General features: G+C 42.9%; 13 protein-coding genes. All 13 read left to right on the top strand.

The window, feature by feature from the left end; translation table 11 throughout:
- The first annotated feature begins 395 nt into the window (after positions 1-395).
- On the top strand, positions 396-1,514 hold the full coding sequence (locus IGI38_RS21670) for a DUF4352 domain-containing protein (RefSeq protein ID WP_438733971.1): 1,119 nt from the start codon (positions 396-398) through the stop codon (positions 1,512-1,514).
- Complete coding sequence (locus IGI38_RS21665) at positions 1,507-2,583, top strand: hypothetical protein (RefSeq protein WP_438733970.1); 1,077 nt, start codon at positions 1,507-1,509, stop codon at positions 2,581-2,583. The genes IGI38_RS21670 and IGI38_RS21665 overlap by 8 nt, the downstream gene beginning before the upstream one ends.
- A 471-nt stretch (positions 2,584-3,054) precedes the next feature.
- A complete protein-coding gene (locus IGI38_RS21660) occupies positions 3,055-3,849 on the top strand; it encodes a TIGR00282 family metallophosphoesterase (protein ID WP_438733969.1) in 795 nt (264 codons plus the stop codon).
- A 15-nt stretch (positions 3,850-3,864) separates the two neighbouring features.
- Positions 3,865-4,251 (top strand): YlbF family regulator, encoded by a 387-nt coding sequence (locus IGI38_RS21655; RefSeq protein ID WP_438733968.1) that lies wholly within the window; start codon positions 3,865-3,867, stop codon positions 4,249-4,251.
- A gap of 79 nt (positions 4,252-4,330) precedes the next feature.
- Positions 4,331-6,886, top strand: coding sequence for a DNA mismatch repair protein MutS (gene mutS, locus IGI38_RS21650; RefSeq protein WP_438733967.1), 2,556 nt, complete (start codon positions 4,331-4,333; stop codon positions 6,884-6,886).
- A 23-nt stretch (positions 6,887-6,909) separates the two neighbouring features.
- The gene (gene mutL, locus IGI38_RS21645; RefSeq protein WP_438733966.1) at positions 6,910-8,925 is read left to right on the top strand and encodes a DNA mismatch repair endonuclease MutL; all 2,016 of its coding nucleotides are present in this window, start codon (positions 6,910-6,912) and stop codon (positions 8,923-8,925) included.
- Between the two features lie 21 nt (positions 8,926-8,946).
- Positions 8,947-9,504: a Maf family protein gene (locus tag IGI38_RS21640; protein ID WP_438733965.1), complete on the top strand. Its 558-nt coding sequence runs from the start codon at positions 8,947-8,949 to the stop codon at positions 9,502-9,504.
- Between the two features lie 185 nt (positions 9,505-9,689).
- Complete coding sequence (gene msrB / locus IGI38_RS21635) at positions 9,690-10,121, top strand: peptide-methionine (R)-S-oxide reductase MsrB (protein WP_438733964.1); 432 nt, start codon at positions 9,690-9,692, stop codon at positions 10,119-10,121.
- Between the two features lie 126 nt (positions 10,122-10,247).
- Positions 10,248-10,676 carry a CidA/LrgA family protein gene (locus tag IGI38_RS21630; RefSeq protein ID WP_438733963.1) on the top strand — a complete coding sequence of 143 codons (429 nt, stop codon included), beginning with the start codon at positions 10,248-10,250 and terminating at the stop codon, positions 10,674-10,676.
- Positions 10,657-11,355 carry an LrgB family protein gene (locus IGI38_RS21625; RefSeq protein WP_438734383.1) on the top strand — a complete coding sequence of 233 codons (699 nt, stop codon included), beginning with the start codon at positions 10,657-10,659 and terminating at the stop codon, positions 11,353-11,355. The genes IGI38_RS21630 and IGI38_RS21625 overlap by 20 nt, the downstream gene beginning before the upstream one ends.
- Positions 11,356-11,406: 51 nt before the next feature.
- Positions 11,407-12,867 (top strand): helix-turn-helix domain-containing protein, encoded by a 1,461-nt coding sequence (locus tag IGI38_RS21620; protein ID WP_438733962.1) that lies wholly within the window; start codon positions 11,407-11,409, stop codon positions 12,865-12,867.
- A 158-nt stretch (positions 12,868-13,025) separates the two neighbouring features.
- Positions 13,026-13,619 carry a Holliday junction branch migration protein RuvA gene (gene ruvA / locus IGI38_RS21615; protein WP_438733961.1) on the top strand — a complete coding sequence of 198 codons (594 nt, stop codon included), beginning with the start codon at positions 13,026-13,028 and terminating at the stop codon, positions 13,617-13,619.
- A gap of 13 nt (positions 13,620-13,632) precedes the next feature.
- Positions 13,633-14,634 (top strand): Holliday junction branch migration DNA helicase RuvB, encoded by a 1,002-nt coding sequence (ruvB, locus tag IGI38_RS21610; RefSeq protein ID WP_438733960.1) that lies wholly within the window; start codon positions 13,633-13,635, stop codon positions 14,632-14,634.
- Positions 14,635-14,640 lie beyond the last annotated feature (6 nt).

The raw sequence follows: 14,640 nt of genomic DNA, 5'->3' as shown, positions 1-14,640 counted from the left end.
AAAATAAAACAATTTAAAGAATAGTTGGTTGGATTCTCTATAGTTAGACTATTGAATGTAGCGAAAAATCCATTTTTTCAACAGTTTGCAAAAAGAAATATAAAATAAAAGAATCGTGATTTTTAAACTGTCGAAGGAACAATTAAGAAATAGGCCTTGGTTTGTATGAATGCTTACAAAAAACAGCAAAAGAAAATGACAAATTAAATAGATATAAATATTATAAAATCTTTTTTTAACATTTTCATTTATTAATTCTATTTGTTTTTTTTATATTCGTCGATTTGTTCTTAATTTCTTTAACTGTGTTGACGAATTCGATATTCTCCGTTTATCATATAAGATATAAGTGTTTTTTTATCCACTTAAAAATAGGGTACATAGGAGGAGAAGGTATGAAAAAGTTTAGGGTGATCGGCGGGTTGATTTTGCTCAGCAGTTTATTAGTAACGATGACTGCTTGTTCAGGCGGCGGTGAAACAAAAAAAGCTGAGAAAAAAGAGAACACAGCACAAACATCAAAGGTCGAAATGAGTGTCGAAGGGGGAAGCTACATTATTCCTGATGGTGAAAAGGTCGATGATGAAACAGGCTTCTTGGCACTGGAGATCAAAGTCAAAAACAAGTCAAAGGACAAATTAGATGTTTCTTCCAATGATTTTGCTTTATACGATGAAGATGGAAAAAAAGTTTCTTCAGAGCACGTCTATGATTCCAATGATAACTTTAAAGTAATGAGCAGTGAAAGTTTATCCGAAGATAAGAGCTTTACGGAACCATTGGTATTTGAAGTGAAAAAAGATGGGGAATATGAGCTGCATTACAAGCCAACATATTATTCAGAAGATGAAAAAGATGAAGGTATTGAACTGAAGCTTGATACTAAGAAATACAGCGATGATACCAAAGCTGTGCAAGCACTGGTGAGTCAATATGTAACAAAAGTCTTTTACGGTTCTGATGAAGTGAAGGATGAAGATAAGAAAGCAGCTGGGAAACTAGAATTAGCCAATGATGTTGAAGCAGAGCGTAAGACCTTCAAAGAAGACAGCGCCAATAGTTTGAAGGAAGAGTTCTCAGATTACGAACCTTCGACAGCTGAGCTGGAAAAAGTAATCACTCAGATTCAGCAGACCAATGCTGAAAAAGGCAAAGTAACTTACAGCTTTAAAGAATTCTTCCCAGAATCAGCAGTGATCTATGTTCGTCCTGAGATGGTATTCTTAGACGATGTCGATACCGAATCGATCACGGATAAATTTGTAGAAGAAAATAAAGGGAAATATACTGATTACACTAGTGTTCGTCGTGATGCTGAAAAATATTTATTGCAAGAATTACCAGGGAAAATCAATGAGGCACCGATCAACACGGATGACAACATGAATGGCGAAGGCTATCAAGTGAAGCTGGAGAAAAAAGACGGCAAATGGGAAATTAATTCGTCTAATGAAAGCCGAAACTACTATTTTAAATCATTGAAAGCGGCCTTCAGAGGCGGACTCAATGACTAAAAAGACTGGAATGCTGGCAACGATCGCGTTAGCAGCGCTGATTATTTTCGGATTTGTTGGCTATTCTAGTTATAAAAATAGCGAGGATGCAACGGTGGATCGCCTTGCGACTGCGTTACTTGAAAATGATGAGGCAGCAATCAAGGGGTACATGCCGAGCTATTCAAATAAGAAAAAGATTACGAAAGACGCGCGAAACGTGTTTCAACAACAGCTGAAGAAGCTGAAAAAGAAGCAAGTCATTAAATTACTGAAAGACGAAAACAGTTTTTCGATTAAAAAGGGTGCTTCTTTTTTGAAACCAGCGCAAGTTTATCCAAATGCTCGTTTTTTTGTAATAGAGCTGCCTAAGGGCGCCGAGCTTCGAGCGACGCTTCAGGGACAGGACATTACTGGCGACTATGCGGAGCAATGGCAGAAATACACTTTCGGTCCCTTTTTACCTGGGAAATACCAAGTGGCCTATGAAACGGCGCATCCAAAATTTGGTTCAAAGCAGGAAAAAGAATCGCTTGACCTCAATGCAGAGGATCAACAGTTGACGGTGAAGGAAAATAGTTTATATGAAGGCAATCAAAGATTTGAGAAGCATTTGCTGGCTTCTGCGGTCAACTACTTCGAATCTTTCAATAAAGGGGTTCGTGAAGATCTGAACGTCTCTCAGCTGGCGGCTTCTAAGCAGCACAAAGAAGAGATGGCGCTCAGCTTTGAGAGTTTGAAGCCTTATTTGAAAAGCTTTGATCAGCAATTTCAGACGATCAAGCTTGATTGTGATTCGATCTCAGTCAACTCTGGTCAGACAAAGGTTCAATTCGATTTATACATCGATCTTAAGCGTTCGATGCAATTAGTCGAGGAGATTGGGATCGACGAAGCGTTGTCTTCGGACAATAAAAATGCGATCGCGAGTCTTGTTTACGATGAGGATCAAGAGAAGTGGCTGGTGGATGATCTCGATTTCAACACCTATCAGCAAGACCCTGAGAAATGGGAGCACGTCCAAAGCTATCGTGCGGAAAGTGAACAGAAAGCGCATTGGAATAAAGATGAAGCAGCTGAGGTTGTTTAGCTGAGTTGTTTAAATGGGAAGAACTGCGGGTGGATAGCTGCCCGCAGTTTTTTTGACATTAAAGGAAGTATAAAGTTTTCGCATGAATAAATCGCTTAACAGCAATGATATCCATGTTTGGCTTCACGAACTAGCTTTTCTATGTAAGCTACGCATATTGCTAAATTACATTAAGCAGAACTAGCATATCGGCAATAAGACCAAAAACTGAGCGCGCTCGCGAAGCCTTTCTTATGGTCACAGCGTGAAGTCTGCGAGGGAAATATCTGGTCCCATAAATGTGTGAATAGGCTGTTTAGAGGAATCGTAGGGGAAACGAGGTCTTCTTTTCCTGCTTTTTAGAAAAACTCCTACCATTCAAGGAGCCTGCTGATTATTAAATTGATGGCAGCAAGTCGAATGGAATCTTTTATTTTCAAGCAAAAACAACTATAATAGGACAAGATGCTTAACTAGAGAAGGGGAAAAAAAGTGCGCTTACTATTCATTGGAGATGTTGTTGGTTCGTTAGGTCGGCAAATGCTGAGTGATTATTTACCGCGATTGAAGAAAAAATACCATCCACAATTGACGATCGTCAATGGCGAGAACGCGGCGGCAGGTCGCGGAATTACAGAAAAAATCTATAAAAAATTTTTACAAGATGGTGTCGATGTTGTTACGATGGGGAACCATACATGGGACAATAAGGCGATTTTTGAATTTATCTCTGACGCGAAGAAAATGATCCGGCCGGCAAACTTTCCAGAAGGCACACCGGGAAAAGGCCATTTGTATGTGAAGGTGAATGATTTAGAACTGGCGATTATCAACTTGCAAGGCCGTTCTTTTATGACGGATTTAGATGACCCATTCCGTATCGCGGATCAGCTAATTACGGAAGCTCGGAAACGCACCCCCTATATCTTTGTTGATTTTCATGGGGAAACAACGAGTGAAAAGCAGGCAATGGGCTGGTTTGCAGATGGCCGCGTCTCAGCGGTAGTTGGCACGCATACGCACGTTCAAACCAATGACGCGCGTATTTTGCCCAAAGGGACGGCTTATCTGACAGATGTCGGAATGACGGGACCCTATGACGGCATTTTGGGAATGAAGAAGGAACCGATCATTGAGAAGTTTCTGACGGCGCTGCCCCATCGTTTTGAAGTGATCGAGGAAGGCCGGACGTTGTTGTCCGCTTGTGTGATCGACATCGATAAAAATGGTCATGGACAAAAAATCGAAACGATCGTGATCAATGACGATCGTCCATTTAGAGAATAGAAGCAGAGGGATAACATGAATTTAGCAAATGAAGCCGCTGTCGAAGCGGCTTTATCTCATTTAACAGCATTATTAGGAAAAAATGAAGAGATCATCCGTTTCCAGCAGCTCCAAAAACGAGTAGAAGAAAACGAGACGCTGCAGGAATTAGAAGAAGGAATCAAAGCTGCACAAAAAGATGCGGTCCAATTCGCTCATTACGGCAAACCAGAAGCAGAACGCGAAGCGCTGAAGGAAGCCGATCGTCTGACCAAAGAATTCGATCAGCATCCGTTGGTGGTTGCCTACCGTGAACAGCTTTATGAAGCCAATGATATACTCCAGCATTTGACGACTATGATCCAAAAAGAAATCAATGCCGCGATAGAAGCAGACGAGGCTTCAGAAGATTCAGCCAATTGATTTGGCGGATGTTTCAATCGTTAGTTTCGCTGGATGAACGAAATAATAGATAAAGATAAAAGAAACTAGGAGGAGCAGAATGCCTCAAAAAACAAAAAACACGCCAATGATGGAACAATACTTGGCGATCAAAGAACAATACAAGGACGCGTTTTTATTTTATCGTTTAGGAGATTTTTACGAGCTTTTTAACGAAGACGCGATCAAAGTGTCACAGCTATTGGAATTAACCCTGACCAGCCGGAACCGCAATGCAGACGACCCGATCCCAATGTGCGGCGTGCCGCATCACTCAGCCCAAGGCTATATTGATACCCTAGTCGAACAAGGATACAAGGTTGCTATCTGTGAGCAGATGGAGGACCCGAAAGAAGCCAAAGGGATGGTCAAACGCGAAGTCGTCCAATTGATCACACCTGGAACTTTGATGGAAGGCAAAGGCATCGAAGCTAAAGCCAATAACTTCTTGACCGCAGTCACACACGTCAAAGACAAATTTGGTTTTGCCTATGTCGATCTTTCAACCGGCGAACTGAAAACAGCGCTGTTACATGATGAAGAAGCCGTAATGAATGAAGCGACCGCTCTGCAAACCAAAGAGATCGTCTTAGGCAGTGAGATCCCGGCAGGACTGCAGAAAAATCTAGCCGAACGTCTCGGCCTAGTCTTTTCGCAACAAGAAAGAATCGAAGACAATGCGGAATTCAGCTTTTTAACCGCTGATATTACAGAGGAACTGGAAAAAGAAGCGACCGGGAAACTGTTGACGTACTTATCGGTCACTCAAAAACGTAGTTTAGGGCATATTCAAAAAGCTGAAGAATACCAGCCAGAGCACTTCTTGAAGCTGGATTATTTCTCAAAGACAAACTTGGAATTGACCCGTTCGATTCGAACAGGAAAAAAACAAGGAACACTTTTGTGGTTATTAGATGAGACAAAAACCGCGATGGGCGGACGCCTATTGAAACAATGGATTGATCGTCCGTTGATCCAAAAGCGTCAGATCAACGCTCGCCAAGCGATGGTTTCTTCTTTATTGAACGCTTATTTTGAACGGATGGATCTAAACGAAACCCTGACTAAGGTATATGATTTGGAACGTCTCGCTGGACGAGTTGCTTTTGGCAGTGTCAATGGCCGTGATTTGATCCAATTGAAAACCTCCTTGATGCAGGTTCCTCAGATTCGGCAGTTACTGACCGGGATCAATCAAGGGGAGTGGAACGATCTTTTAGTGGATATGGAACCGATGGATGATTTGGTGGCGTTGATCGAAAAAGCTATCAACGATGAAGCGCCGCTGCAAATTACCGAAGGAAATGTGATCAAAGACGGGTATAACGAACAACTGGATCAATACCGTGAAGCCATGACCAACGGCAAGACCTGGCTGGCGGAGCTGGAAGCGCGAGAACGTGCCGACACCGGGATCAAAACGCTGAAGGTCGGTTATAACCGGGTGTTCGGCTACTATATCGAGATCACCAAGTCGAATCTTGCTAACCTTGAAGAAGGCAAATATGAGCGGAAACAAACGCTAGCAAATGCGGAGCGCTTTATCACACCGGAATTGAAAAAATTAGAGACGTTGATTTTAGAAGCTGAAGAAAAATCAGTCGCCTTAGAATACACGCTCTTCCTAGAAGTCCGCAACGAAGTCAAGAAAGCCATTACGCGTTTGCAAAAATTAGCGAAAAGCTTGAGCGCGACGGATGTGCTGCAAAGCTTCGCGACAGTCAGTGAACGCTATCAATATGTCCAACCAACGATGGAAGTCGGCACCCATAATTTACAGATCAGTGAAGGCCGCCATCCAGTTGTAGAAAAAGTTCTTGGACACCAGGAGTATATTCCTAACAGTGTTCACATGAACCCTGATGAGTTGCTGCTGCTGATCACTGGACCGAACATGTCCGGTAAAAGTACGTATATGCGTCAATTAGCCTTGACCGTGATCATGGCGCAAATGGGCTGTTTTGTCCCTGCTGAAAGCGCCGCGCTGCCGATCTTTGATCAGATCTTTACTCGGATCGGTGCCAGTGATGACTTGATCGCCGGTCAATCGACCTTCATGGTGGAAATGATGGAGGCCAATCAGGCATTGCGTCATGCGACACCAAACAGCTTGATCCTATTCGATGAATTGGGCCGTGGAACAGCGACCTACGATGGCATGGCATTGGCTCAAGCAATCATCGAATATATCCATAAGAATGTTAAAGCCAAAACATTGTTTTCAACGCACTATCATGAATTGACCGTCTTGGAAGAAAGCCTGCCGCAATTAAAAAATGTTCACGTTGGTGCCGTAGAGCAAAATGGCGAAGTTGTCTTCCTGCACAAATTGATGGATGGTCCTGCTGATAAAAGTTACGGGATTCATGTAGCGAAAATTGCCGGGATGCCGACAGATCTGCTTTCACGAGCGGCGACGATTTTATCCTCCTTGGAGGCAGACGCGCCAGTACAGAAAAATACGGATATTGTTGAAGAAAACGAGCAGCTTTCGTTATTCAACGAGGTGTCTACTGCCGAACTTGGCGTGGTGGACAGTATTAAGAAAACCAATCTACTTGAAATGAACCCGATGGAAGCATTAAACTTCCTATACGAATTACAAAAACGGATTTAACTTTTTAAGAAAGGACGGATAGGATGGGAAAAATCCAAGAATTATCCGAACGCTTAGCCAATCAGATCGCCGCGGGTGAAGTTGTCGAACGCCCGGCATCAGTCGTCAAAGAATTAGTCGAGAACGCCATTGACGCGAAAGCCACGCAAATCGATATTTTGATCGAAGAAGCCGGTTTGAAAAAAATTCAGATCGTGGATAACGGTGAGGGAATCAGCCAAGCCGATGTCGAAAATGCCTTCAAGCGGCATGCTACCAGTAAAATTCACAATCGAGACGATCTGTTCCGGATTCGCACATTAGGATTCCGCGGTGAAGCCTTGCCGTCGATCGCCTCTGTTTCCGAGATGACTTTGGAGACAGCGACCGCTGATGAGTCACAAGGCTCTTATCTATTCTTAAAAGGCGGCAAGATCGAAGAGCAGCGTCCTACCTCATTGCGGACAGGAACGAAGATCACTGTTGAGAATCTATTTTTCAATACACCTGCTCGTTTAAAATATGTGAAATCACTGCAAACGGAACTATCGAATGTTGGCGATATCGTCAACCGTATGGCGTTGAGCCATCCTAATGTGGCCTTCCGATTGGTTCATGATGGGCATAAAATGCTGAGCACCAGCGGCAGCGGTGATTTGAAGCAGACGCTTGCCGGAATCTATGGTGTGGCAACCGCCAAAAAAATGCTGAAGGTCGAAGCGAAAGATTTGGACTTTACGCTGAATGGCTATGTGTCGCTGCCCGAGGTTACAAGAGCAAGCCGAAACTATTTATCAGTAATTATCAATGGCCGTTATATTAAAAATTATGCGTTGAACAAGGCGATCGTCCAAGGCTACCAGTCAAAATTAATGGTGGGACGATTTCCGATCGCGGTGCTTGAAATTACGATGGACCCGTTATTAGTCGATGTGAATGTCCATCCCACCAAGCAGGAAGTTCGTTTATCGAAGGAAAAAGAATTAATGGACCTGATCAGCAGCGGAATCGCTGAGAGCCTGCGCCAAATCAATTTGATTCCTGATGTCGGCGAGAATCCCAGCTTCAAACGCAAGGTCGAAAAAATCCAAACGGAACAATTGGATCTGCCATTAGAAGAGCAGCCGAAGAAGAAAAGTAATCTGAATTACGATCCGAAGACCGGTATTTTCTATGTTGAACCCAAAGAAACTGAACCAATTGAGACGCAAGTTCCAATCCAAGAAGAGGTGCCTGAGGGATCATTTTCTGTGCCGCTGGATCAACCAACAGAGGAAAGAATTTCGATCGTGGAGGAAACACCCGAAGCCGTTCTAGAGACACCCGAAGAAGCGAGTCCTCCGGTTGAGGAAGAGGTCTATGAAGAAGCAGCTAGTGCCGATCACCCTGAGTTTGATCTAAGTACTCAATCAGGAGAAAAAGTGATCGAACAAGCCATTACGAAGTTGGAAAAAGAACGGCCTAAAGAACGATTCCCGATGTTGGAATATTTTGGTCAAATGCATGGAACGTATTTATTTGCCCAAAGCCAAGATGGGCTATACATTATTGATCAGCATGCAGCGCAGGAACGAATTAAATATGAATATTTCCGTGAAAAGATCGGGGATGTTTCTGATGATCTGCAAGAATTATTAGTGCCTTTTGTATTGGATTATCCTAGCAATGATGCGATCAAGCTGAAGGAAAAAACAGAATTGCTGCAAGAAGTTGGCATCTATCTGGAAGAATTTGGTCCAAACAGTTTCATCGTACGGGCACATCCAACTTGGTATCCAGCAGGACAAGAAGAAAGCATCATTCGCGAAATGATCGATATGCTGTTGATCACAGGTTCAGTTAGTGTTAAAAAGTTCCGTGAAGCGACCGCCATCATGATGAGTTGCAAACGTTCTATCAAAGCGAATCATCATTTGAATGAGGCTCAAGCAAGGGTGTTGTTAACAGACCTGGCCCAATGTGAGAATCCTTTCAACTGTCCTCATGGCCGACCTGTATTGATTCACTTTAACAATGGTGATATGGAACGCATGTTTAAACGAATCCAAGACCCGCATTAGCCAAAAAGGGAGCACAAACAAATGACAGTTATTTTAGCGTCACAGTCACCAAGACGGCAAGAATTATTACGTTGGCTGATTGCTGATTTCGATGTTCAGCCTGCGGATATTGACGAAGAAGTCAAAGACCAGTACGCACCGACAGAGTATGTGATGGAGATGGCTCGACAAAAAGCAGCGGTAGTTGCCGACGAACACCCAGAAGCATTGGTGATCGCTAGTGATACCGTCGTCGTGCTGGATGAACAAATCTTAGGTAAACCCAAAAGTCGTGAAGAAGGATTTAGTATGCTGAAAAGAATGAGCGGCGGCAGTCATTTGGTTTATACTTTCGTCGTAATTCGGCAAGGCGGACAATCAGCAGAAAAACTAACTTCGGCCACAGTAACCTTCTATCCTTTGAACGATGAAGAGATCAATCGCTACCTCGACAGCGACGATTACAAAGATAAAGCTGGCGCATACGGTATTCAAAACGGCGCAGGTGTCTTTGTTAAAAAAATCGCAGGTGATTATTACAGCATCGTCGGATTTCCAATAGGGACGGTAAATCAGATGTTGAAAGAATTTGAGTATTAAAACTATTAAAACGGTGGGCTTCGGCTCATCGATTTTTTTGTTAGAGCTAGCTACTGCACACTTAGAGCAGCGGTTTTTAGTAAGATACAGTAGAAAATAGTATCGTTCATGAGCATATTCTTCGTATCTTTCCCTGATCGGGTGTATGCTCGGCGTGTTCAAAGGATGCTTGAAAGAGGGGAAGAATGATGGAACAAGAAGAGCTGAAAAAGAAACTTTCACCGATGGAATACGCAGTGACACAGGAAAACGCGACTGAACGTCCATTTTCAGGAAAATATGATGACTTTTATCAAAAAGGGATTTATGTTGATGTCGTCAGCGGCGAACCGCTGTTTTCTTCTAGTGATAAATACGATGCTGGCTGCGGTTGGCCAGCCTTTAGTCGGCCGATTGAAAAGCGCGGTGTCGCAGAGAAAGCTGATTTTTCTCACGGCATGCATCGAGTAGAGATTCGCAGTAAAGAGGCAGATTCTCACCTCGGACATGTATTTAATGACGGCCCGCAAGATCAAGGCGGTTTACGCTATTGCATCAATTCCGCAGCGTTGCGTTTTATCCCGATTGAAGAAATGGACGAAGCAGGGTATGGAGAATATAAAAGTCTTGTGAAGTAAGATGTGCTGATTTTGGCACATCTTTTTCTTTTCAGAAAATGCGTGAAATTTCGACAAAACTTGGAGAGGAAACACTCATTTTTTCGCTATACTAGAAATATCTTATTTTTAGAAAAGGCGATAGTAGTGAAGATGTTTAAGGAATTAAGTTTGTTAGTACTCTATTCAATTGTTGGAGAAGGCGTGCGGATTTTTTTTCATATACCGGTTCCGGGAAGTATTATCGGTATTTTACTTTTGTTTATTTCTTTCCAAACCAAGCTTTTGAAACCGATGGCAATTGAAGATACAGCAAATTTTTTGTTGAATCATTTAACGATTTTATTTGTACCGGCAGGTGTCGGCTTGATGCAATATTATGGAGCAATCAAATATACTTGGCCAATTCTTCTTGGTGCGGTTGTGGTCTGTTCGTTAGTGTCACTTGTGGCAGTTGGAAAAACGGCGGAATTTGTCGAGAAAATCAGCATGAAGAGTCGTGAAGAAAAAGCGCGTTTGGCTGAAAAGGTTGAAAAGATGAGAGGTGAAGCGGATGATCTCAGCGCTGGCGAATAATCCGCTTTTTGGTCTAGCCCTCACTTTACTAATTTACACATTGATGGAAAAGGTGTTGAGTAAAATCAATATTACCTTTATCAACCCTTTGATTGCAAGTGTGGTCATTATCATCGTCTTGCTGAAATTCAGTGGAATCAGCTACAAGGATTACAATATAGGCGGTAATTTATTCACGATGATGATTACACCTGCAACTGTAGCACTAGCTTTACCGTTGTATCAAAATTTTGATAAGCTGAAGAAATATTTCTTGCCAGTTATTCTAGGAACGCTAGTGGGCGTTGTTCTTAATTGCTTATTAAGCGTTGGAATCGGGCGATTATTTTCATTGAACAAAGGGATTATTGTTTCCTTATTGCCGAAATCGGTGACGACAGCGATCTCTGTTGACCTCTCCAGTCAGATGGGCGGAATTTCACCAGTCACCTTAGCAATCGTTGTCTCTACAGGAATTTTTGGTGCTTTAGTGGGGACGAAGGTCTTCCAGCTTTTCAATATCCAAAGCCCTGTTGCCAAAGGTATTGCATTAGGCAGTACCTCCCATGCGATTGGCACTGGCCGTGCGATTGAGATCGGCGAACTGGAAGGCATTTTAGCTGGCCTGTGTATTTGTGTCAATGGGATAGCGACGGTAGCGTTATTACCGATTTTGTTTCACTTGTTCGAAGGTCTTTAGTAACGGCTCCTTGCGCTCTTTTGCTAAAATAGAGTGCGAAGGAGTTTTTTTATGTATATCAAAGCGCTGGAACTGCAAAATTACGAAAAAGATATTTATTTTAGTGTTCGTCTAATGGAGCTATTGAATGATGGAGCACCCCATAAAAAAAGCGATTTAGCTGAAGCGGTAGGCTTGGATGCTCGGAGTGTGCAGCGATTGTTGGAAGAGTTAAGTAAGAACTATCGGCGATTCACTGAAGCGGAGCTCTCTTTATTTGAAAAAGAAGGCAATAATTATCGTCTGCTGATCGCAAATCAAATTATGGAGCAAAATCAGTTCTTGGTTGATCTGATCCGCCACTCGTTATCCTATCGCTTGCTGAATTTATTGGTCGCTGGAAAAGCGCGGACGGTCAAGGAACTAAGTGACAAGCTTTTTCGTAGTGAGTCCACGATTCGCCGTAAATTGAAAGAGCTGCGTAACGAACTGGAGCCATTGCAGTTAACGATCGAACGGGGAGAGGTTCTTTTTCAAGCGTCGGAATCAGTCGTGCGGATGTATTTGTCCGTCTATTATTGGCGCTTGTTTCGAGGCAAGGATTGGCCATTCGCTCCTTTGCAGCATGACTTAGTTGGAGAAATCAGCACTGGAATCCAACGATTTTTCCAAGTTGCTTTGAATCCTATTAAAGAGCAACGTTTGGAATATTTGGTAGCGGCTCATTTATTGCGAGAAGTTCAACATTATTCGTTAGAAAAAAATTCAGCAAGTCAAAAGACACTTGCCGATGATCCGCTTTTCAAAGCGTTTTATCGTCAGCTAAAACCGGTTTTACCAGCATATTTTCACAAATCAGAATCCGTGGGTAACCTATTTTTAAATTTGTTGACACGAGAAGAATACTATCATGTACCTGCTATCACGAAAAAAATTCATCATTTGCTGGCAAAGAAACCCTTCGTAGTAATGGATGAAATGGATGAGATGTATCAGCTTTTAGAAAAGAAGATCAATGATCCCATTACATGGAAAAAATTCCGAGCCTTGCAGGCGGAAAATTATTTGATCAGCGGGCATTTGTACCACCGTCTATTTCCGATGATCCGATTTAACATCAATGGCAGAGCGTTTTGGACGAATATCACTCAGCAACAGCCGCAGCTAGTCACTTTTGTGACGGAAATTTTATTGGATCAAGGAGGCAGCGAATCGATTTTATTTGGCCGCTATCTATCGGTGCTGCGTCTTCTGCCGGAGCTAACTGTTCAACCCGTCTTACGAATCTTTTTGCAAACGGATTTGCCTGAGTTTGAAGAGACAATTTTAAAGGAAGATTTACGGCGTTTTTTATCGAATGATTTTCAAGTTGTTTTTGTTGAGAAATTGGAAAGCAGTGATCTTTGTCTAACAACGAGTCTGCTCTATGAGGATGATGAGATACCGACATTAGCGATTACGCAGGAATTACGGATGTCAGATTATTTTGCTTTATTACAGTTATTGCAAGGATTCGGCGGTAAGAGTTTTTAACCGCCGCTTTTTGTGCTAGAATAATGAGAACATATGTGCAGAAATGCCAACTCAACGCGCTGTAGTTTTGATTCGATCATCTGGCATCAAAGTAGATTGAATTGTCTAGTTGAGTGGTAAAGAAGTACTGTATATTACCTATCAAGAGAGGAACAATTATGTACGAATATATTACAGGTCGTTTGACCTTCATCAGCCCTAGTTATGTAGTGCTGGATGTGAATGGCATCGGCTATCAAATCGCGTTAGGGAATCCCTATCGTTACAGTAGTAAAATGGAGCAGTCCGTAACGATTTATGTTCAGCAGATCATTCGCGAAGATGCTCATTTATTATATGGATTTGAAACTTTGGCGGAAAAAGAACTATTTCTGCGTTTGCTTTCAGTCTCTGGGATCGGACCTAAAAGTGGGTTAGCAATCATGGCGAACGATGATCATCAAGGCTTGATCCAAGCGATCGAAGCTGGTGATGTGACCTATTTGACGAAATTTCCAGGAGTTGGCAAGAAGACAGCGCAGCAAATGGTCTTAGACCTAAAAGGCAAGTTGACTGAGCTAGTCGAGGACCCAATGTCCTTGTTCTATGAAGGCAGTGACGACACAGCTCTAGCCGAGGCGATGGAAGCTTTGCAGGCGTTGGGCTACAGTCCAAAAGAGATCAAAAAAGTCGAAAAAGCACTGGAGAAAGAAACGCTGCAAAATACCGACGATTACTTGCGGGCAGCACTGAAATTAATGATGAAGAAATAAGGGGGCGACATAGATGGATGAAGAACGTTTGCTATCACCCGATGCGGATGATGGTGATAAAAGCTTAGAAAAATCGCTGCGTCCTCGTTATCTTGCACAATATATCGGTCAGGACAAGGTCAAGCAAGAACTGTCGATCTATATTGAAGCGGCCAAAAATCGTCAAGAAGCGTTGGATCATGTTCTGTTATATGGACCGCCAGGCTTAGGGAAAACAACAATGGCGATGGTGATCGCTAATGAGATGGAAGTTCAGATTCGTTCTACCAGCGGGCCAGCCATTGAACGTCCGGGTGATCTAGTAGCAATTTTGAATGAGTTAGAACCTGGCGATGTGTTGTTTATCGATGAGATCCATCGTTTGCCGCGAGTGGCGGAAGAAACGCTGTATTCCGCGATGGAAGATTATTATGTAGATATCATGGTTGGACAGGGACCAACCGCGCATCCGGTTCATTTTCCATTGCCGCCCTTCACTTTGATTGGGGCGACGACACGAGCAGGAATGCTGTCTGCACCTTTGCGTGATCGTTTTGGGATCATATCCCATATGGAATATTATGAGGAACACGATTTACGTGAGATCGTGCTGCGTTCGGCGGATATTTTTGCTACCGAAATCGTCGAAGAAGGTGCGGTCGAAATTGCCCGCCGTTCGCGAGGAACGCCGCGAATCGCCAATCGTTTGTTGAAGCGAATTCGCGATTACGCTCAAGTTCAGTCTGATGGTGTGATCAATCGGAAAATTGCGGATCAGGCTTTGGGGTTATTGCAAGTCGATGGTGCAGGACTAGACCACATTGATCAAAAATTATTAAAAACGATGATCGAGTTGTATCATGGCGGTCCGATTGGACTTAGTACGTTAGCTGTGAATATCGGCGAAGAACGTGAAACGGTGGAAGACATGTACGAACCGTATCTGATCCAAAAAGGATTTATCAAACGAACACCGCGGGGCCGCATGGCGACGCCGTTAGCTTATGAACATTTCAATTATCCTTATCAAACATAGAAGGTG

This window comes from Enterococcus sp. AZ128, from assembly GCF_051714485.1.
Lineage (GTDB): Bacteria > Bacillota > Bacilli > Lactobacillales > Enterococcaceae > Enterococcus_A.
The sequence above is the reverse complement of the archived record's forward strand: the minus strand, read 5'-3'. Positions and strand labels throughout refer to the sequence as shown.

Bases quoted from the DNA above. Each gene is read 5' to 3' on its own strand.
- IGI38_RS21670 (WP_438733971.1), top strand. From the start codon at position 396: ATGAAAAAGTTTAGGGTGATCGGCGGGTTGATTTTGCTCAGCAGTTTA.
- IGI38_RS21655 (WP_438733968.1), top strand. From the start codon at position 3,865: ATGAATTTAGCAAATGAAGCCGCTGTCGAAGCGGCTTTATCTCATTTA.
- mutL (WP_438733966.1), top strand. From the start codon at position 6,910: ATGGGAAAAATCCAAGAATTATCCGAACGCTTAGCCAATCAGATCGCC.
- IGI38_RS21665 (WP_438733970.1), top strand. From the start codon at position 1,507: ATGACTAAAAAGACTGGAATGCTGGCAACGATCGCGTTAGCAGCGCTG.
- IGI38_RS21620 (WP_438733962.1), top strand. From the start codon at position 11,407: ATGTATATCAAAGCGCTGGAACTGCAAAATTACGAAAAAGATATTTAT.
- msrB (WP_438733964.1), top strand. From the start codon at position 9,690: ATGATGGAACAAGAAGAGCTGAAAAAGAAACTTTCACCGATGGAATAC.
- ruvA (WP_438733961.1), top strand. From the start codon at position 13,026: ATGTACGAATATATTACAGGTCGTTTGACCTTCATCAGCCCTAGTTAT.
- ruvB (WP_438733960.1), top strand. From the start codon at position 13,633: ATGGATGAAGAACGTTTGCTATCACCCGATGCGGATGATGGTGATAAA.
- mutS (WP_438733967.1), top strand. From the start codon at position 4,331: ATGCCTCAAAAAACAAAAAACACGCCAATGATGGAACAATACTTGGCG.
- IGI38_RS21640 (WP_438733965.1), top strand. From the start codon at position 8,947: ATGACAGTTATTTTAGCGTCACAGTCACCAAGACGGCAAGAATTATTA.